This window comes from Paraburkholderia susongensis (genome assembly GCF_900177725.1).
Taxonomy (GTDB): domain Bacteria; phylum Pseudomonadota; class Gammaproteobacteria; order Burkholderiales; family Burkholderiaceae; genus Paraburkholderia; species Paraburkholderia susongensis.
This window is the reverse complement of sequence record NZ_FXAT01000001.1, coordinates 537934-557571: the sequence shown is the minus strand read 5'-3', so window position 1 is coordinate 557571 and position 19638 is coordinate 537934. Positions and strand designations below refer to the sequence as shown.

Here is a 19638-nt window from a genome sequence, read left to right as displayed (position 1 = left end):
CATGAAGCGAAAGCGCGCCATCCGGCTTTGCGCTTCCGGCTTCCAGGGATGGATTCGATTCGCGATCCTTATCGATTCGAATCGCCGTGCGGGAAAGAGGACAGCGAGGAGGGCGGCTGCGCGGAAAAATCGTTCATATGCGACGTGCGGCGGTTCAGCATCAGCGCGCCGACGAGTCCCAGCGCGAAGAACACCGCGCAGAAATGGGCCGGCATCATGTTGTTGCCGGTCACATGCAGCAGCCACGTCAGCACGAACGGCGAGAATCCGCCGAAGATCGCCGCGCCGATGTTGTACGAAATCGCGAGACCGGTCGAACGGACCTCGGTCGGGAACAGGCCCGCGAGCGCGGTCGGAATCGGGCTGTTCGATGCGCCGATCAGCAGCGCGAAGCTCAGTTCGACCGTCAGGATCGACACCATCGAAGGCGCGTTGACGATCCAGTAATAAGCCGGGTACAGCACGATCAGAAATATGATGAGCGCCACGCGAATCATGCGCTCGCCGCCGACGCGGTCGGCTAGATGGCCGAACAGCGGAATCGTCGCGACGCGCAGCAGCACGCTTGCGAGCAGTACGGTGAACGGCAGCGTGACCGGCATATGCAGATTCTGCACCGCGTAAATCGGCAGATACGTGATGAGCACGTACGCCATCACGTTGAGTGCGGCGCTCAGCGCAGTCGCGACGAAGAGTTCGCGCGGATAGTTCGTCACCACGTGCGAGAACGGTACCTTCACGTGCTGGCCGAGCTTCTGGAATGCCTCGGTTTCCGGCAGGTTGCGGCGAATATAGAAGCCCACCGGACCGATCAGCAGACCGAGCAGGAACGGGATACGCCAGGCCCACGATTCGAGCGCCTCGTGCGTGAACAGGTGCGTGAGCGCGCTGCCCATCGCGACCGCCAGCAGCGCGCCGAACGCCTGCGCGAACATTTGCCAGCTACCGTACAGATTGCGGCGCCCCTTCGGCGCGTACTCGATCAGCATGGCGGTGGCCGTGCCGAATTCGCCGCCCGCCGAAATGCCCTGCAAGAGCCGTGCGCACAGCACGATAGCCGGTGCGATGAGGCCGATCTGCTGGTAGCCGGGCGTGAGCGCGATCATCGCGGAGGCCACCGTCATCATCGCGATCACGAGCGTCAGGCCGGCCCGGCGACCCTTACGGTCCGCATACATGCCGAGCAGTATGCCGCCGAGCGGGCGCACGACGAAACCCGCGCCGAATGTCGCGGTGGTGAGCATCAACGCGGCGTACTCGCTGTCGCCCGGAAAGAACTGCTTCGCGATGATGATCGACAGAAATCCGAACACCACGAAGTCGTACCATTCCAGCACGTTGCCGAGTGTCGACGCCACCGCGCCTACCCAGCGTTTGCGCGAATCGATTGCTGTCACGACCTGTCTCCTGCGGCTTTGCGCCTGTAGTTTTGGGCGGCACGGGCATGCGCATCGTCCGCCGTAGGGAAGCAATGTAGGATACTGTCGGCATGAAGACAATCGAACAAAATCAATGGTCCCATAAAGTAACTTTATGAATCCAACGATCAAGCAACTGCGGGCGTTCGCGCTGGTATGCCGGTTCGGCGTGCTGACGCGCGCGGCTGACGAGATGTTCATCACGCAGCCCGCGGTCAGCGTGTTGATTCGGCAGATGGAAGAGGCACTCGGCCTGCGGCTGTTCGATCGCACGTCTCGCTCGCTGCGGCCGACGGCGGCCGCGCATGAAATTCTGCCGACCGTCGAGCGGATGCTGCGGGATCTGGAATCGATCCAGTCGAGCGTGAAGGAACTGGCCGGGCGCGAGCGGGGGCAACTGCGCTTCGCGGTCACGCCGTCGATCGCGGCGGCGATCGTGCCGAAGCTGATTGCGGAATACCGGTCGCTGTACCCGAATATCGAAGTCTCGGTCGACGATGCCGCACCCGACCGGCTTACCGCGTCGACACTGACCGGCGACGTGGAATTCGGCATCGGCACGATCAGCGACAAGCCGGATGGCATCACGCTGCAATGCCTCGCGCGCGACAACCTGTGCGCGATCTGCCGCAAGGATTCCGCGCTCGCGAAGAAACGGCGCGTGACGTGGAAGGATGCGCTGCAGTATCCGTGGATCGGCATCAAATCCACGAGCGGCATCCGCAATCTGATCGATGAAACGCTCTTTACGCTCGGCACGCGCAAGTCGCTGGAATATGAGGTTTCCTATATGACGACCGGCCTTTCCATGACGCAAGCGGGCCTTGGCATCGCGATCTTTCCGGGTATTCTGCTTGCGTCGTTTCCGCACCGCGATCTCGTGGCGCGCAAGCTCGAAGCGCCCGTCATCACACGCGATGTCAACCTGATCCGGCGCGCGGAGCATTCGCTTTCACCTGCCGCCGAGTCTTTTATCGAGCTTTGGTACAAACGCATTGGCAAGCCTGATGAAATCTGATTCCCGGACACCGTCCCGCCGCGACCAGGCGGCATGCCGCGCGCGTGCGTTGCTTGCGTTCGTGCTTCTGGCCGGCTGCGCCATTTCACGGGCAGCGGGCGCAGCGCAGCCTTGCGCAAAGGTCGACGCGGGATACGTACTCGATGACGTCGTGCGCGGCCCGCTTGGTTCAAACCGCCCCGTGAACGCTTGCGTCGACGTGTTGCAGCCGCAGCAGGACGGATCGCGACGGCTGCGTATTTTTGTTGACGGCAAGCGGGTGCTCTCGAACGATGCCGTTGCGCTGGGACCCTCTGACGGAGGTGAAATGGGCGATCCGTTCCAGCCTCTCGAACTCGGTCACGGCTCTCTCGTCGTGCGGAACTATGGCGGCGGCGGTCCGTTGCGCTGGGGTGAGACATGGCGTCTGACGATACGTAACGGGCAATGGATCGTGGCAGGCTGGGACGAAGATAGCCTGGATATGCATCGCGCCGCGGAGGGCGGCGGAGAATTCCACACCAGCGTCAATGCGCTGACTGGAGACGTGCACGACAGCTATGACCCGCGCGAAGAGGACGCGCCCGCAAAGCGCGCTGAGCGTCGTGTCTGCCAGTTGCCGCCCGAATGGCGCAGCCCGCCCGTCGCGCGGATCGGCGCGATACGTGAAAGAAACTGGCGTTGCGATGCGAAGCTCGGCAAACCGCTATGAAGTGCTAACGGTTGCAGTCGGCCGTCCCTTGTACAAACCCGGTCCGCGTCAGTTCGAATCATCGTCCACCTGACAGCCGGCCGACTGCAAGGCAGCATGAGCGGCCTGCGCCGCTTGCTGGAAGGATGGATTCTCCGGCGCAAACTGGACCTTCTGGTCTGCCTGGCCAGCGGAAACGGCCAGGGCTTCACAGCGTAGCCGGTTGCTCCATGGGCTCCCATCGTTGCTGACGATTACGAAATCGTCCGGATAACCGTGCAGATACCGAACGGTGAAGACATCGCCGCTCGCGGGGTAACGTGTAGCGTTGCGCGAAGGATAGACATTGAAGTCGTCGGTCCGGAACGTGGTCTCGACGACGGCTCCGTCGAGAGAGCGAATCAGGACGTGATAGCCGACGACATTCTGATTGTTATAAATGTCGTTGGTCGGGAACCTCCCAGTGATGGTGGCCGGCGCCTGAATGCCGAAGCGGTCGATCAGTGCCACGCCCCAGCTCTTGCCGAAGGCCAGATTCAGGAATGCGTATCCGACGATGAGCGGCACGAGCCAGATAAGCGCCAGCCGACGCAGGCGAACCGCGATGAAACAGATGAGGATCGACGATAGTATCGCGACCGGCACCAATTCGAAGGACCAGCGCGTCAGCAGCCAGATCACGTGCACGACCGGGACGAACATCGCACTGTTTGCCGGAAGACGACGTTCCGGGGGACGCCATGCATCGGGTACGGCTGCCGGTGACGCCGCGGCGGAGGCGGCTCCAGGCGGTTCCGGCGGCGCCAGCAGCTGGGCCTTGGCACCAGTCAACGTCAGTGCTTCGAACTGCGAATTCCAGCTCGAACGACGCGAAATGGACTGAGGCACCGATGCTCGGGCGACCGCAACGTTCTCGCCGTGACGGGCAGCCATCATGTCCGGTGAGAGCTGGATCACTTCGTCGTCCGGATCATCGGTTCGGGCATGCGGTGCGTGCGGAGCGACGTTGAAGCCGCGCAATTCGGCCCGTGCCCGCGCAGCGTTCGCGAAATGATAGAGATCGAGCGTGAGCGTCGCGTCGGCCGCCGAACCTTCCTGTGTGCCGGCCTTCAGAGCGGACCAGGCGCAGGTCAGCTTGCCGGCTTCGGTGCGGCTGGAGTCGACTGAGAAGGTGCTGTCGCCGGGCGACGCAATCAGCGCGTAAACATCGCGGTTCTGCACCGGGCCGCACATATCGCCAGCGGGGATATCCGGTTCGGTCGAGGCCGTCGTGGTGACCGCCCGGGCCGGATGATTCGAGCACAGGGTTACCAGAACGACGGCAACAGTGAGGTATCGACTGACGCATTTCTGCACGATCGCTCTCCATGCATGCTATCGCAGCCGATAATACATAAATGATGTCCCGCTGACGAACGTAATCGGACGAACTTCGCACGGGCGGTCTCGGCTGCGGTCCCGATATCGAAGGCTTCAGCTTCGTGCAGGATCTTGTCGGCTTCAGCGCGTGCGGCGCCGTGCGGCTCGAGTCACCGGTTGAATCTGAATGTTGCAACGCTATGCAGCGTGGCATCGTCCGTTCCGACGATTCCCTGTGTGTCCGCTACGGCGGAGCGCTTGCCATTGCTGAGCACAGCCCAGTAACAGTTGCCGGCAACCGCATGAAAGCCGGTTGCCGGATCGTTGATGCCGCACACGATTGTTGCCCGCAGGCCTTTCCAGCCAGGCCCGGAGAAGCTCTCGGCCTTCACATTGGGCCCAGGCCCGGCATTCGTGATCCATTTGCCGTCTTCATCGCGGTCGAACACGGCCTGGTCTTCCGCGGTGGCCTCGAGCGTACCGTCGAAAATCTCGAACGCGATGAAATAATCGCTATTCCACATGTTGCGGCCGACTATCGCAACGCAGTGGTCGCCACCGAGTACCGGACACGGTGTCTTCACCTTTCGGTTCGCGAGGTACTCGAACGAGATGCCGAGCGCCGGATTGGAATAAGTTGTCCACGACGCGTGCTTCACCCGTTTCAGCGCGTCGATACGTTCGCGGTAGGCAGATGCGATACAAGCGACGTCGCTGCACGCGTTTCGCTGCCTTAGCCACGCGTGTTGCGACCGGATCACTGCATCCTGGTCTTCGGCCATGTCGACGGCATGGTCATAGGCGGCTGCTAGTGAACTGTCCGCCGAAACAAGCGCGTCGTTACCGCAGATCAGGCGGTCGGTGCGCGTGTTCGCGCTGGAACAGTCGATAGCTGCGGCGTGCGCGGACAGCGCGATACCCATTGCGGCGACGGCAGGACAAAGGCGGCGGAAGCGGGGCACGGTTTTAGCCTTGTCGGGCGGGTTGTGGGTTCGGCGTAGCGGACGCGGCCAGTTAGGAGTGAAGCACAGACATCGTGAGGATCGCGAATTGTCGGCGCTGGCAATAATTCCACTTTCGTCTGCTTGCCATTTTACCGCTGTGGCAATTACAAACAGCGAACTACCGGATATCGACGATGATTTCGCGCACATCAATCCTGCGCGGGATGACGCGCTCACGGTAAGCGAGATCGGCCGAGTCCTGCTGCGCCCGGATGACTTCGTCGGTGAGCGGATAGTGGACACCCCATTCGAGCCGCGGCAGCGCGCGTGACCAGATTTCCAGCCGCACACCCGTGTTCTGCGACAGGAACTCCGCTGTCTGCGCGGGATGGGCCAGTTCCAGCGCCGTCTGCCGGTCGAGCACATCGAACAGCAGACGCAGCGCGGCGGGATAACGGCGCGCGAACTCGCGCGAGCCGATGTAAAAGCCATACTGCGGCACCGACAATTGACCGATCGAGAGGATCGTGCGCGCGCCTGTCGCGAGTTCGGTGTCGGCATAGCGCGGGTCGGGCACCGCCCACGCATCGATGAAGCCGCGTTCGAATGCAGCGCGTGCATCGCTGTAGCTCAGGTAGACGAACTGCACCGCCGATGCCGGCACGCCCGCATCGGCGAGCGCCTTCAGTACGAACAGATGACCTTGCGATCCCTTCGCGAAGGCGATCTTCCTGCCTTTCAGATCTTCGATCCGCCGTACGGGCGAATTCGCCGGCACGATCAGGCCATAGCTCTTTTGCAGAGGCGGTGCAAACGCCACATACACGACACCGGGCGCCGCGCCTGCCTGCGCGAGGATGGGCGGCGTTGAGCCCACTGCACCGACGTCGACGTCACCTGTGTTGATCGCTTCGACGAGCGGAGCGCCATAGACGAACTCTTTCCATTTGACCGCAACACCATACGGCGCAAACGCCTTTTCCAGTTCGCCGGATGCGCGCAAAGCAACGAGCGGATCGCCCTTCTGGATGCCGATGTCGATCGTTGCCGGCCACGTGTCGCCGGCGTGAGCCCAGGTCGGCAAGCCGAAGCAGGCGACGAGCGCTGCGAGCGCCACGAGAGATCGCCACAGGCGGTGCAGTGGATACATGATGGCGGGATCAGGGTAGTTTCGAGGTCAGTTCTGGAAATACGGATCGGCGGGGCGAGCGAGTCCGTAGTGGCCGCGCAGCGTGTCGGCTTCGTATTCACGCCGGAACAGTCCGCGCTTTTGCAGGATCGGCACGACGTGATCGACGAAGATATAGGTGATATCGGTCAGCGCCTTGCGCGTCGCGCCCGGATGGCGCCAACCCGCTTCATGATGTCCGCGGCCGTGAATGAACAGATTGAGATGAATGGGGCGGGGCATGGATGATCTCGGTCGTGCGTGTGCGCAGAGGCGCGACGATGATGGATCGGCCCATTCTATTGACGCGGGCAGGCACCTCAAACGAACGAAATCAGATATCCATATCAATGCGGCATATCAATGCGCGATATCAATGCGGACGGCACGCGCGCGGACTCGCACAGGCTCGTGACGGCGCCGTCGGCTGAAGGAATCAGGCGATCCGGCGCACTGTCTTGCGCGATTTGCCCGCGCGGGTATAGCGAAACAGATCCTTCGGATCGTTGTCGTCGTCATGTTCGCCCCACGGAACGAGTTCGACGCCCATGCCGAGATTGAGCGCTTCCGCTTGCGCATGCACATAGCGAAGCGTCGAGTAGTCCTCGAGTGCGAAACCGACTGAATCGAAGATCGTGATCTGCGTGGCGCTTTCGCGGCCGGGTACGCTTCCCGACAGCACGCGCCAGAGATCGACGACGGGAAAGTCCGCTGGCATCTGCTGGATATCGCCTTCGATGCGCGTCTGCGGCTCGTACTCGACGAACACCCGGCCGGCTCGCAGCACGTCGGCATGCAATTCGGTCTTTCCGGGGCAATCGCCGCCGACCGCGTTGATGTGCATGCCGGGTTCGATCATGTCGGGCGTCAGAATTGTGGCGTGAGCCTTGTCGGCTGTCACGGTCGTGACGATGTCGGCGCCGCGGACGGCTTCCTCCACGGAATTTGCGCGGATGAGCTTCAGCGACGGAAAAATGGCGAGGTTGCGGATCAGCTTCTCCGTTGCATGGGCGTCGACGTCGTACACGGCGATTTCGTCGATGCCGAGATGGCAATGGAAAGCGGTTGCCTGGAATTCGCTTTGCGCGCCGTTTCCGATCAGCGCCATGCGTCGTCCATTGGGGCGGGCCAGCGCACGTGCGGCCATCAGCGACGTCGCGCACGTGCGCAGCGCGGTGGCGACCGTGAGTTCGGACAGAAGAATCGGGTATCCGGTGTCGACTTCGGCCAGCACGCCGAATGCCATGACCGTGTACAGGCCGCGTTGCGTATTCTTCGGATGACCGTTCACGTATTTGAATGCGTAGCGCTGTGCATTGGAGACCGGCATCAGTTCGATCACGCCGATATCGGAATGACTAGCCACGCGTGCCGATTTGTCGAATTCCGGCCAATTGATGAAATCGTCGCGAATGGTGTTCGAGAGTTCGTCGATGAATCTGGGTACGCCGATCGTTTCGACGAGGCGGGACATGGTAGGAACATCTACGAAGCGAGTCATGGGAATCTCCTTGAGTCAATGGGCGCAATCTCGGCCGGAATCGATTTCAACGATTCGCCTCGCGAGCGTTTCGACTCTGCGCAGTCGTGTTCGCCCGCGGCCGTGTCCGCGTCGAGCCGTGCGATGCGGGCGTCCATGGGGTGTCTTCGTTTAAGTATAGGAATCCGCCAACGGGACAATGTCCGGCTCGAATGGGCGAATGGGCGAATGGGCGAATGGGCGAATGGGCGAATGGGCTTCGCGCCTGAGCCGGACACGGGGCCTCACAGCCTGACTACGTCGAGCAGGGTCTTTTTTCCGTCCTTATACGAGAAGATCGAAATGGCCCCGTGTTTCACGTCGCCTTGCGATGTGAAGCTGGTTTCGCCGATCACGCCGTGGAAATCCGTCGCCGGCATCGCGGCCAGAATCTTGCCGGGGGCAGTCGAATCGGCTCGCTTCATCGCGTCGACGATGATGTAGACAGCGTCGTAAGAGAACGGTGCATAGACCTGAAGTGGCTGATGGAAACGCGCTGCGTACTTCTGCGCGAATGATGCGCCGCCCGGCATTTTCTCGAGCGCGATACCTGCTTCCGAGCACACGACGTTATCCGACGCGGCGCCCGCGAGTTTCGGTAAATCGGTCGAGCACACGCCGTCGCCGCTCAGAATCTTCGCGCGCAGGCCGAGCTGTTTTGCCTGCTTCGCGAGCGGTCCGCCGGTCGCGTCCATGCCGCCGTACATCACCGCGTCCGGATTCTCGCCTTTTATTTTCGTGAGGATGGCCCGGAAATCGATCGCCTTGTCGTTGGTTGCGTCACGCGACACGATCTTCAGCCCAAGTGCTTTGGCGGCGCTCTCGAATTCGGTGGCGAGCCCCTGGCCGTAGGCGGTCGAATCGTCGACGACGGCGACCGTCCTGATTCCCAGATTCTTCGCCGCGTAGGCGGCGAGCGCCGGGCCCTGTTGTGCATCGGTGGCGACGACCCGATACGTCGTATTGAAGCCCTGTTTCGTATAGGCGGGGTTGGTCGCGGCCTGCGAAATCTGCACGATGCCTGCGTCCCGGTAGATGCGTGAAGCCGGAATGGATGTTCCAGAATTCAAATGTCCGACGACACCGGCCACTTTGTCGTCGACGAGCCGTTGCGCGACCTGGGTCGCGGTGCGCGGATCGCCTGCATCGTCTTGCGGATCGAGTTGCAGGGTGACCTTCTTGCCGGCGACGACCAGGCCTTTGGCGTTGACCTCTTCGACAGCGAGCAGTGCGCCGTTTTCGCTGTCCTTGCCGAGGTGGGAAATGGCGCCCGTCAACGGCGCCACGTGGCCGATGCGGACGATCTCGTCCGCGTGTGCGCAAAGCGCGCAAGCCATGCCAATGGCCGCGGCAATCGATGTCGCTGTGTTTCGAATCATCTCCTGTGCTCCTGCTGTGGTTTGATTGTCGGTTGTTCCTGCGTGGGCGACGCTCGCGGAGAGCCGCCGGGCGCTGCGGGCAAGGCGGAAGGCGAAAGGCGGTCAGCGTCGGCCTTCGAAGCCCAGCAGCACGTTGACGGCATTGATGCCGATCTCGTCGACCATATATCCGCCCTCCATCACGAACAGCGTCGGGACTTGCAGGCGTCCCAGCGCTTCGCCGAGGCGTAGGTAGTCATCGGTGCGCAGGCGGAAATGGCTGATCGGGTCGTGCTCGAAGGTATCGACGCCCAGAGAGACGACGAGCATGTCGGGCGTGTGCGCCGCAACCGCCGCGCACGCGCGATTCAATGCTGCTTCGTAGCCGCTCCAGAGCGTGCCTTTGGGAAGCGGGAGATTCAGGTTGAATCCGGTGCCGTCGCCAATGCCTCGTTCATCCGCACGCCCGGAAAAGTACGGGTAGGACACGGACGGCTCACCATGGATCGAGACGAACAGCACGTCGGAACGGTCGTAGAAGATGTCCTGTGTGCCATTGCCATGATGGAAATCGACGTCGATGACCGCGACGCGTTGCGCGCCCTGTGCGATTGCGTGTTGCGCGGCAATGGCGGCGTTGTTCAGGTAGCAGTAGCCGCCCATGTATTCGCGCCCGGCATGGTGGCCGGGTGGCCGGCACAGCGCGAACGCGGCGTGTGCGCCGTTTGAAACGGCGTCTGCGCCGGTCAGCGCCGAGTTGGCGCTCGAACTCACCGCGGCCCATGTACCGGCGTTGATCGGAGCGCCCGCATCCATCGAATAGAAGCCGAGCTTGCCGTCGATGAAGGACGGCGGCAATGCGTTCGATGGCATCGCGCGCACGGGCCAAACGAGCGGCAATGCCTGGCACGTTCGGCCGGTTGCGCGCCACTCGTCCCACGCGTTCGCCAGAAAATCGACGTATTGCTGACTATGCGCTGCCGCGTAGCAACGCCGATCGAATGACGTGGGAGAAATGACGTCGCCGAGACCGGTGGCCTTGACCCGTGCAAGCACCGTTTCCGCGCGGAGGGGGGTTTCGAACGAGTCCGATATGACACCGTCCTTCAGTTCGACGCCGAGATGCAGGTGATGATCGCTGCTGTAGATGGTAAGCATGATGGACCGTTGCGTTGGGTGTAGAACAGTCTATTGGGCGGAAAAGGCAAAAGCTTTGCTATATGTCCTGATTGATGACTAGAATTTGTACGAACTGTCTACGAAAATTGAAAAATGAGCAAAAGAAGCCCAAGGGTCGAGCTGGACGCCGTCGACAAGGCGATGGTTCATCTGCTTCAGGAGGATGGTTCGCTGTCCAACGCGGCGCTTGGCGAGAAGCTCTCGTTGAGCGTGACGCCGTGTTGGCGGCGCCGCAAGCGTCTGGAGGACGAGGGCGTGATTACCGGGTATCAGGCGACTGTGGATCGGCGCGCGCTCGGCATGGACGTCTTCGCGTTCGTGCTCGTGACGTTCAACATGCATTCCGACAAGGCGGCGGACAACTTCGAGGCCATCATCAAGAACCGGGAGGAGGTGCTGGCCTGCCACAAGATCACGGGAAGCGCGGACTATCTGCTTCAGGTGGTCGCGACCGATCTGGATTCGTATGGTGAATTTGTCGAGCGGGTGCTAAGGCACCAGACGGGCATCTCCACCATCCAGTCGAGCCTCGCGTTGCGGGAGGTGAAATTCTCTTCCCGCATTCCCATGCCTGCCGAGCAGTGAAGCGATGGGGGAGCCGTTCGATAGCCGTGGCGTCGGGCCTTAACCCTTAACCCCTTAATCTGGCGAACCGGCTCACGCATACCGTGCAAGAAACATGTCGGCGGCCGCTTCCGCAATCCGCTTTTGCTCTTTGCCATCGAGCGGTACTTGCCCCATCGTCACTTGCGGCCAGAACGCAAACGCCTTGACGAGCGCCTGCAACTGCATTGCCGCGAAGAGGGGATCATCGGTCTTGATGCGACCGTGCGCGGCAGCCGCGCGGACCCACGCCGTCAGATCCTCTTCGCGTTCCCCCATGCGGGCGACCATATCTCGCGCTCGCTCCGGCGAATGTATGCCGGCCGCGATCGCCACCCGTGCAAGCGACAAAAAGGACTCGCCGGCAAGCAGCCGCAGCTTGCGTTCCAGCAGAGTGAGCAACTGCGCGCGCAATGGCTTGTCGGCCTGATAGGAGGGCGCGTCACCGTCATGGGTCGCGTCCCACAACTGATGGAGAATCGCGGCGAAAAGCGCTTCCTTGCTCGGGAAATGGTTATAGACCGTACGTTTCGAGACGTTCGCGCGGGCGGCGATACGGTCCATGCTGGTCGCGTCATAGCCGGTCGCGAGGAATTCCTCGATCGCGGCGTTGATGATCGCAACACGCTTACGGTCAGTCAGACGTTGATGTGTAGAACCGGATTCCATAAGAGGATTTTACACTGGTCAGTTTACTTTTCTCGGAAATAAACTACACTGGCGAGTGTACATTTTCTCCGGAAGGTCAATTTCATGACGTCGCTTCCCGCCCGTGTCCGCCGTATGCTCGGCGTGAGCGCCGCGCAACGTAGCCGCGCGCTGTTCAACCTCTCGCCGCAGCATGACGGCGAGCGCTTCCACAACGTCAAGCCGCGTCCTGTGGAAGGCCTGCGCAAGATGCTCGGCGTGGCGTGGACGGTGCTGTTCAACAAGCCGCGCGGCACCGTGCCGGCAGACGTGTTGCCCGTCGAAACGCTCACGCGTGCACAACTCGACGCGGCGCCCGAGCGCAGCCTTTACCGGCTCGGTCATTCGACGATGCTGCTGAAGCTGCGCGGCCAGTTCTGGCTGACCGATCCCGTGTTCGCCGAGCGCGCCTCGCCATTCCGTCATCTCGGTCCGAAGCGCTTTCATGCGCCGCCGATCGCGCTCGCCGATTTGCCACCGCTTCGCGGCGTGATCCTGTCGCACGATCATTACGACCATCTCGACCGCGAAACCGTGCTTGCGCTGGCGCAGCGCACCGCTGTATTTCTGACGCCGCTCGGCGTCGGCGACCGGCTGATCGAATGGGGCATCGACGCCGCAAAGGTGCGGCAGTTCGACTGGTGGCAGGGCACGGAGGTCGAGGGCATCCAGTTCACCGCGACACCCGCGCAGCATTTTTCCGGCCGCAGCCTGTTCGACGGCAACCGCACGTTGTGGGCGTCGTGGGTGATCGTCGATAACGATCTGCGCGTTTTCTTTAGCGGTGACACCGGTTACTTCGACGGTTTCAGAACGATCGGCGAGCGCCTCGGACCATTCGACGTCACGCTGATCGAAACCGGCGCCTACGACGCGTTGTGGCCGTACGTTCATATGCAGCCCGAAGAAACCGTGCAGGCGCATATCGATCTGCGCGGCCGCTGGCTCGTGCCGATTCATAACGGCACCTTCGACCTCGCGATGCACCGCTGGCAGGAGCCGTTCGAAAGGGTGACGGGACTGGCTCTTGCGCGCGGTGTCGAGCTGTCGACGCCGCGCATGGGCGAGCGGCTCGATCTGAATGCCGTGCATCGCGGTGAACGCTGGTGGCGCGACGTCGTGGAAACCGTCGCCGCGCCGAAGGGGGCGTGGCGGTTGTGCTCGTCGCGCAATGCAGGGGGCGAGGCGTCTTCCTGATCCGCAGCGGGCGCGGATCTGAATGGCGGGTGAGGGGCCGTGCGGTAGTATTCGAGTCCGGTCCCCACCACGTGTTTCCCGAGCCTGTTACTCCATGCCCCACCTGAAATACCTCACCGGCTACCCCGCGCCTCTACAGGAGAAGGTGAGAACACTGATCGCCGCAGACCGGCTCGGCGCCTATCTCGCGCAGAAGTATCCGGACACGCACGACGTGCAGACCGACCGCGCGCTCTACGCGTACTGTGCCGAGTTGAAACGCGAACACCTGCGCAGCGCCGAGCAGATCGACAAGGTCACCTACGACAGCAAGCTCGACGTCGTGCGTCACGCGTTGGGGCTGCACACGAGTATTTCGCGTGTGCAAGGCGGCAAGCTCAAGGCGAAGAAGGAAATCCGCATTGCGTCGCTATTCAGGTCGACGGCGCCGGAATTTCTGAAGATGATCGTCGTGCACGAACTCGCGCATCTGAAGGAGAGCGATCACAACAAGGCGTTCTACCGCCTCTGCGAGTTCATGCAGCCGGGCTACCATCAGATCGAATTCGATCTGCGCCTGTATCTGACGCATCGCGATCTGATGAAAAAGCCGTCTGGAGCGCGCGCGTAGCGCACGTAACGCACATGCAACGCGTGTCCTCAAGCCGCCACGGCCTCCGCCGCCGATGCCGTCAACAACACTGGAATCGACTTCGAAGTCGGCGTACCGGCACCATCCGCAACGGAAGATAAAGGCACGAGCGGATTCGTCTCCGGATAGTAAGCGCCGAGGCAGCTGCGCGGAATGTCGTACTCCACGAGCAGAAACCCATCCACGCGACGCTCGATGCCATCGGCCCACACGCTCGTGATATCGACGCGCTGACCGGCGGTGAACCCCAGCATCGCGATATCGTCCTTGTGCGCGAACAGCACGCGCCGCTGTCCATATACGCCACGATAGCGGTCGTCGAGACCGTAAATCGTCGTGTTGTATTGATCGTGCGAGCGCGTCGTCATCAGCGTCATGAGCCGCTCGCCGTGCTTCTCGCGCGCCTGATGAATCGGCGTGTCGAGCGCGATGGCGTGAACGAGGAACTGCGCCTTGCCGCTCGGCGTTTTCCAGATACGCTCGCGCGACGCCACGCCGAGATGGAAGCCACCGGGTTTCTTCAACCGCTCGCTGTAATCCGCAAAACCGTCGATCACCTTCGCGATGCCGTCGCGAATCAGCGCGTAGTCGGCGGCATGCGCGAGCCAGTCCACTTTCGCGCTGCCCAACGCCGCGTGCGCCATGCGCGCGACGATCGCTACTTCGGAGAGCAGATTATCTGAGGCCGGCTTGTTCATGCCATACGAGATGTGCACCATGCTCATCGAGTCCTCGACGCTCACGCCTTGCGGCACGCCGTTCTGCAGATCGATCTCGGTGCGCCCGAGCGTCGGCAGAATCAGCGCATCGCGGCCATGCACGAGGTGGCTGCGATTGAGTTTCGTCGTCACGTGCACGGTCAGATCGCACGCGCGCATCGCGTCCCACGTGCGCGGCGTGTCGGGTGTCGCGATCGAAAAATTGCCACCCAGGCCGATGAATACTTTCACCTTGCCGTCGAGCATCGCCTGAATCGTGTTGACGACGTCGAGACCGTGCTCGCGCGGCGGCTCGAAATCGTAGGCCGCGCCGAGCTTGTCGAGAAACGCCTCGGCCGGCTTTTCCTCGATGCCGACCGTGCGGTCGCCCTGCACGTTCGAGTGGCCGCGCACCGGGCACAGCCCCGCGCCGCGCCGGCCGATATTGCCGCGCATCATCATCAGGTTCGACAGCAACTGCACCGTTGCGACCGAGTTCTTGTGCTGCGTGAGGCCCATGCCCCACGTCGAGATCACCGCGCGCCCCTTCGCGTAGATGTCGGCGAGCTCGAGCACGTCGTCGAGCGGCACGCCCGCTTCGGCGACGATGGTGTCCCAGCGCTCGGCGCGCAGATCGTCGGCGAACGCATCGAAGCCGACCGTGTGCGCGGCGATGAAGTCGACGTCGAGCACACGTTCGAGGCCCGACGCGAGCGCTTCGTCGTCGAGTTCGACGACACGTTTGGCAACGCCCTTGATGAGCGCGAAATCGCCGCCGACTTTCGGGCGGATGAACACCGAGCTGATCTTCGTGCTCCCGAGCGTGAGCATCTCGACCGGATGCTGCGGGCTCGCAAAGCGTTCGAGTCCGCGCTCTTTCAATGGATTGATCGACACGATGGTCGCACCGCGCTTCGCGCATTCGCGCAGTTCGCCGAGCATGCGCGGATGGTTGGTGGCGGGATTCTGGCCGAACAGCAGCAGCGTGTCCGTGTGTTCGAAGTCGTCGAGCGTGACGGTGCCTTTGCCGACGCCGACCGTGTCCGGCAGGCCGCGGCTCGTCGCTTCGTGACACATGTTCGAACAGTCGGGGAAATTGTTGGTGCCGTACATGCGCACGAACAACTGATAGAGGAACGCGGCTTCGTTGCTCGCGCGCCCGGACGTGTAGAACGCGGCGCGGTCTGGATCGCCGAGGCGTTTGAGATGCTGCGCGATCAGCTCGAACGCTTCGTCCCAGCCGATCGGCACGTAGTGGTCCGAGCGCGCATCGTAGACGAGCGGGTCGGTCAGGCGGCCGTGCTGTTCGAGTTCGAAATCGGATTGCGTCATCAACTCGGCGACGCTGTGCCGCGCGAAGAACGCAGGCGTTACGCGCTTGCTGGTCGCTTCGGCGGCCACGGCCTTCGCGCCGTTCTCGCAGAACTCGAACGTGGACGCATGCTCGCGATCGGGCCACGCGCAGCCTGGGCAGTCGAAGCCGTCCGGCTGGTTCTGCTTGAGCAGCGTGCGGTAGTTGCCGCCCGCCACTTTTTCCTTGAGCAGGTTGAGCGCGACGTATTTCAGCGCGCCCCAGCCGGCAGCGGCGTGCTTGTAGGGTTCGATGCGGGGTTCGGCGCGGGTTTCGATCCCTGAGTCAGGGCGGACTTCGTTTTTCATCATGAGGTGGCAGCGGGTCAGGCGACGGACGCTTTTCAGGTCGGTTTTTCAGCTCGATATGAGCCGGTACTCGCAAGCGTACTGTGTTCCCAAAAACATGCTGGATACAGAAAAATGGAAAGAAGAGGAGTACAGTTGAGCGGCTTTTGCCATACACTGACGTGAGAGCCGCCTCCCTAGGCCCAGCCCGGGCGAACCCGGGCCGATTCAGCCCGCTGTTCAGCTCGTTACTCAGCCCGCGATTCAGGCCTCCCCACGCCCTTGAAACTCTACGAAAAACTCGCCGACGAAATCACCGAAGCCGTGCGCCGCGGCGTGTTCGCAGCCGGCGAGCGGATTGCGTCGGTGCGCCAGGCGAGCCAGCAGCACGGCGTCAGCATCAAGACGGTGCTGCACGCGTATGCGTTGCTCGAGAGCCGGGGTATCGTCGAGACGCGGCCGCAGTCCGGCTATTTCGTGCGCGACGCGGCGGCGAAGGCGCTCGCGCCGGCGCCCGCCACGGCGCGCGCGGGCCGCAAGTCCGCGGCGCCCGCGCCAGTGCCGGCAACGGTGGACGTGAGCCGGCTCGTGCTGTCGACGCTGCGCAGCATCCGCGCACACGACGCCGTGCCGTTCGGCTCGCCGTATCCCGATCCTTCGCTGTTCCCGTGGCGGCGCATCAACCAGTACGCGAACGCGATCGCGCGGCGTCACGCGAGCTGGAACCTCATCGACGATCTGCCGCCGGGCAACCCCGAGCTGATCCGGCAGATTGCGCGGCGCTATGCGGAGAACGGCCTGCCGGTCGATCCGGGCGAGATCGTCATCACGCTCGGCGCGACCGAGGCGATCAACCTGAGCCTGCAGGCGGTCGCCAAACCGGGCGACACGGTCGCGGTCGAATCGCCGACCTACTACGCGATGCTGCACGCGATCGAGCGCCTCGGCATGCGCGCGATCGAGGTCGCGACGCATCCGGTCGAAGGCATCGACATCGACGCGCTCGCGCGCGTGATCGAGCGGCAGAAGATCGCCGCGTGCATGGTGATGCCGAACTTCCAGAATCCGCTCGGCTTTCGCATGTCCGACGAGCGCAAGCGGCAACTGGTCGAACTGCTCGCCGCGCACGAGATTCCCGTGATCGAGAACGACGTCTACCAGGAACTGTATTTCGGCGACACGCGGCCCTCGGCGCTGAAGACCTTCGACACGAAGGGGCTCGTGCTGCACTGCGCGTCGTTTTCGAAAAGCCTGACGGCGTCGTACCGGATCGGCTGGGCGCTGCCGGGGCGTTATCGCGCGCAGGTCGAGAAGCTCAAGTTCCTGAACACGCTGACGACGCCGTCGGTGCCCCAGGTCGCGGTGGCCGATTATCTGCGCCAGGATGGCTACGACCGGCATCTGCGGCACGTGCGCAAGGTGTACCGGCAGCAGGCGAGCATCATGACGGCGCTCGTGCTGCGCTTTTTTCCGGTCGGCACGCGCGTGTCGGCGCCGCAGGGCGGCTACGTGCTGTGGGTCGAACTGCCCGGCCGGATCGATTCGATGCGGCTTTATCAGGCCGCGCTCGCGCGTGGCATCACGGTGGGGCCGGGGATGATGTTCTCGACGAGCAACGATTTTCGTCATTTCATCCGGCTCAACTACAGCTATCCGTGGACCGGGCAGGCCGAGACGGCGTTGAAGACGCTCGGTGAGCTGGTCGCGCAGATGGTGGAGCGGGCGAGGTGAGCGCACACGAGGTGAACATGAAGGCCAAGCACGTACGAGGGAGTGAGCGCCAGGTGAGCGTGAACGACACGACCGCACGAGGACACACCTATGGATGACAACGACATCGATCCGCAGCTTGTCGCGATACTCGCGCAACTATGGCGAGCGCATCGCGAAACGCCGGGGCGCGCATGGTCGCTCGCGAAGCTGTCGAAGCAGGCGGGCGTGCCGATGAGCAGCTTGCGGCGGCAGTTGACCGCGCTGTCGGACGGCGGTCTCGTGAGCACCGCGTTCCACGACGACGGCACCGGAGCCGCGAGCCTGAGCGAACCCGGCGAGGACCTGTGCGCCGAGCTGTTCGGCAACGGCAACGGCAACGGCAACGGCAACGGCAACGGCAACGGCAACGGCAACGGCAACGGCAACGGCAACGCCGGCGGTGACGACGGGGAGAGCGGCAGTGTGCCCGGCGACCGCGACGATACCTCGGCCGACGACGACACCGCGCCGCCGCGAAACCTGCACTAACACGCGGCCCGCCAGGTACTGGCTAAAGCTGGCTCAAAGCTCACTCAAAGCTGGCTCAACTTCGCGGATGAACGTTTGCACCGCACCGTTGCGGATGCCGTCGCCGGGAACCAAGGTATTCTGGAAACGAGTCATGTCCCTTCTCCGAAAGAGTGTGAAGGGTGGATGTCAGGGATGATGCGCGTCATGAACGTGCATGCCGTACAATTTTTCCGATGCATTCATTCGAAGAGATCGAATGTGCCGCGAGGGGCCGAGGCAAGCGGGCAGCCGCCAATGTGGGGCATTGCGCGAACGATTGCTGGCCTGCCGCGCGTGACCGTGCATCGGCAGGGCGGCTGCAAGTGCGCTGCAGCGGCGCGGCCGGGACCCGAGGCTGTGCAGGTTCGCGCGGCTGTCATGCAACAGAGGCAACGTGTATATATAAATATGACGTGGGGGCGCCTATCGGACGGCCAGTGGAAAGCAGGTCTCCAGGCGGGACAATAACGGGCAGAAAACGGGAGGAAGAATGAAACAACGATTCGTTCTGGGTCTTTACATGGCGGCCGGCCTGCTGGCGCTGCCTGTCGCGGCCAGCGCGCAGTCACAGGCCTACACGACGAGCCTGGTCAACGTGCGCGCCGGCCCCGCATCCGACTATCCGATCGTCACGCAGTTGCCGGCCGGTGTTCCGGTGACGGTGATGGGCTGTCTCGGCAACTTCCAGTGGTGCGACGTCGCGGCGCCGAATCTGCGCGGCTGGGTGTATGCGTCGCGGCTCAGCTCGCCGTATCAGGGCGGCAATGTCTCGCTGATGAATTACGGCGCTGCAATTGGCTTGCCGATTCTCGGATTCTCGATCGCTGATTACTGGGGCAACTACTATCGCGGCCGGCCCTGGTACAACCAGCAATCGCGCTGGGCGCACCATCGGCCGCCGCCTCCGCCGCGACCGGGCGCGGGGCGTCCGCCGGGCCATGCGGGCGGGCCGCCGCCGGGGCATGGCGGACGGCCACCGGGTCACGCGGGTGGACGGCCGCCGGGCGGGCCGCCACCGGGCAATGCGGGCGGACGGCCGCCGGGTGGAAAGCCGCCGGGCAATGCAGGCGGACGGCCGCCGGGCGGGCCGCCGCCGGGTAACGCGGGCGGACGGCCGCCGGGTGGGCCGCCGCCGGGCAATGCGGGAGGACGGCCGCCGGGTGGACCGCCGCCGGGCAATGCGGGTGGACGGCCACCCGGCGGGTCGCAAGGCGGGGGCGGTAATCGTCCTCAAGGCGGTCAGCAGGGAGGCGGACCGCGGCCTCCTGGCGGCGGTGGCGGCAACTGAG

General features: G+C 63.2%; 17 protein-coding genes and 1 pseudogene. 8 read left to right on the top strand and 10 right to left on the bottom strand.

The genetic code is table 11. The features are described 5' to 3' along the window. Window positions 1-68 precede the first annotated feature (68 nt). Window positions 69-1397 (bottom strand): MFS transporter, encoded by a 1329-nt coding sequence (locus tag B9Z01_RS02505; RefSeq protein WP_085480671.1) that lies wholly within the window; start codon window positions 1395-1397, stop codon window positions 69-71. A gap of 136 nt (window positions 1398-1533) precedes the next feature. Here B9Z01_RS02505 and B9Z01_RS02500 point away from each other — a divergent pair, with 136 nt between their 5' ends. Next, a complete protein-coding gene (locus tag B9Z01_RS02500) occupies window positions 1534-2436 on the top strand; it encodes a LysR family transcriptional regulator (RefSeq protein WP_085480670.1) in 903 nt (300 codons plus the stop codon). Then, window positions 2414-3127 carry a hypothetical protein gene (locus tag B9Z01_RS02495; protein WP_143808790.1) on the top strand — a complete coding sequence of 238 codons (714 nt, stop codon included), beginning with the start codon at window positions 2414-2416 and terminating at the stop codon, window positions 3125-3127. Before B9Z01_RS02500 ends, B9Z01_RS02495 begins: the two co-directional genes overlap by 23 nt. A 48-nt stretch (window positions 3128-3175) precedes the next feature. On the opposite strand, the gene B9Z01_RS02490 is transcribed toward B9Z01_RS02495, so the two are convergent. From B9Z01_RS02490 to B9Z01_RS02460, 7 genes are all read right to left on the bottom strand, one after another. Further along, entirely contained in the window at window positions 3176-4462 is a 1287-nt protein-coding gene (locus B9Z01_RS02490; RefSeq protein WP_143808788.1) for a hypothetical protein, read from the bottom strand. A 173-nt stretch (window positions 4463-4635) separates the two neighbouring features. After that, window positions 4636-5619 carry a lysozyme inhibitor LprI family protein gene (locus B9Z01_RS02485; RefSeq protein WP_208625833.1) on the bottom strand — a complete coding sequence of 328 codons (984 nt, stop codon included), beginning with the start codon at window positions 5617-5619 and terminating at the stop codon, window positions 4636-4638. Next, complete coding sequence (locus B9Z01_RS02480) at window positions 5588-6559, bottom strand: aliphatic sulfonate ABC transporter substrate-binding protein (RefSeq protein WP_085480666.1); 972 nt, start codon at window positions 6557-6559, stop codon at window positions 5588-5590. Before B9Z01_RS02480 ends, B9Z01_RS02485 begins: the two co-directional genes overlap by 32 nt. A 27-nt stretch (window positions 6560-6586) precedes the next feature. Further along, on the bottom strand, window positions 6587-6820 hold the full coding sequence (locus B9Z01_RS02475; RefSeq protein ID WP_085480665.1) for a hypothetical protein: 234 nt from the start codon (window positions 6818-6820) through the stop codon (window positions 6587-6589). Between the two features lie 193 nt (window positions 6821-7013). Further along, on the bottom strand, window positions 7014-8078 hold the full coding sequence (locus B9Z01_RS02470) for an ornithine cyclodeaminase (RefSeq protein ID WP_085480664.1): 1065 nt from the start codon (window positions 8076-8078) through the stop codon (window positions 7014-7016). 263 nt (window positions 8079-8341) lie between these two features. Then, a complete protein-coding gene (locus B9Z01_RS02465) occupies window positions 8342-9475 on the bottom strand; it encodes a branched-chain amino acid ABC transporter substrate-binding protein (RefSeq protein WP_085480663.1) in 1134 nt (377 codons plus the stop codon). Between the two features lie 102 nt (window positions 9476-9577). Then, entirely contained in the window at window positions 9578-10612 is a 1035-nt protein-coding gene (locus tag B9Z01_RS02460; RefSeq protein ID WP_085480662.1) for a histone deacetylase family protein, read from the bottom strand. A gap of 114 nt (window positions 10613-10726) precedes the next feature. Between B9Z01_RS02460 and B9Z01_RS02455 the strand changes: the two genes are divergently transcribed. Continuing rightward, entirely contained in the window at window positions 10727-11218 is a 492-nt protein-coding gene (locus tag B9Z01_RS02455) for an Lrp/AsnC family transcriptional regulator (RefSeq protein ID WP_085480661.1), read from the top strand. Between the two features lie 72 nt (window positions 11219-11290). Here the strand turns inward: B9Z01_RS02455 and B9Z01_RS02450 are convergent, their stop codons facing one another. Beyond that, window positions 11291-11905 (bottom strand): TetR/AcrR family transcriptional regulator, encoded by a 615-nt coding sequence (locus B9Z01_RS02450; RefSeq protein ID WP_085480660.1) that lies wholly within the window; start codon window positions 11903-11905, stop codon window positions 11291-11293. A gap of 84 nt (window positions 11906-11989) precedes the next feature. Here B9Z01_RS02450 and B9Z01_RS02445 point away from each other — a divergent pair, with 84 nt between their 5' ends. Then, window positions 11990-13120, top strand: a complete 1131-nt coding sequence (locus B9Z01_RS02445) for an MBL fold metallo-hydrolase (protein WP_085480659.1) — start codon at window positions 11990-11992, stop codon at window positions 13118-13120. Between the two features lie 94 nt (window positions 13121-13214). Then, entirely contained in the window at window positions 13215-13730 is a 516-nt protein-coding gene (locus tag B9Z01_RS02440; RefSeq protein WP_085480658.1) for a M48 metallopeptidase family protein, read from the top strand. 29 nt (window positions 13731-13759) lie between these two features. Here B9Z01_RS02440 and B9Z01_RS02435 read toward each other — a convergent pair whose 3' ends face one another. Next, complete coding sequence (locus tag B9Z01_RS02435; protein ID WP_420814640.1) at window positions 13760-16111, bottom strand: FdhF/YdeP family oxidoreductase; 2352 nt, start codon at window positions 16109-16111, stop codon at window positions 13760-13762. Window positions 16112-16369: 258 nt separating this feature from the next. On the opposite strand from B9Z01_RS02435, the gene B9Z01_RS02430 reads away from it, so the two are divergent. The 3 genes and pseudogenes from B9Z01_RS02430 to B9Z01_RS02420 all read left to right on the top strand — a co-directional run bounded on the left by B9Z01_RS02430 (window position 16370) and on the right by B9Z01_RS02420 (window position 19637). Beyond that, window positions 16370-17818 carry an aminotransferase-like domain-containing protein gene (locus B9Z01_RS02430; RefSeq protein ID WP_085480657.1) on the top strand — a complete coding sequence of 483 codons (1449 nt, stop codon included), beginning with the start codon at window positions 16370-16372 and terminating at the stop codon, window positions 17816-17818. A gap of 90 nt (window positions 17819-17908) precedes the next feature. Continuing rightward, window positions 17909-18169, top strand: a pseudogene (locus B9Z01_RS36030) (ArsR family transcriptional regulator); the annotation flags it as partial. Between the two features lie 670 nt (window positions 18170-18839). Beyond that, on the top strand, window positions 18840-19637 hold the full coding sequence (locus tag B9Z01_RS02420) for an SH3 domain-containing protein (RefSeq protein WP_085480655.1): 798 nt from the start codon (window positions 18840-18842) through the stop codon (window positions 19635-19637). Window position 19638: the final 1 nt, after the last annotated feature.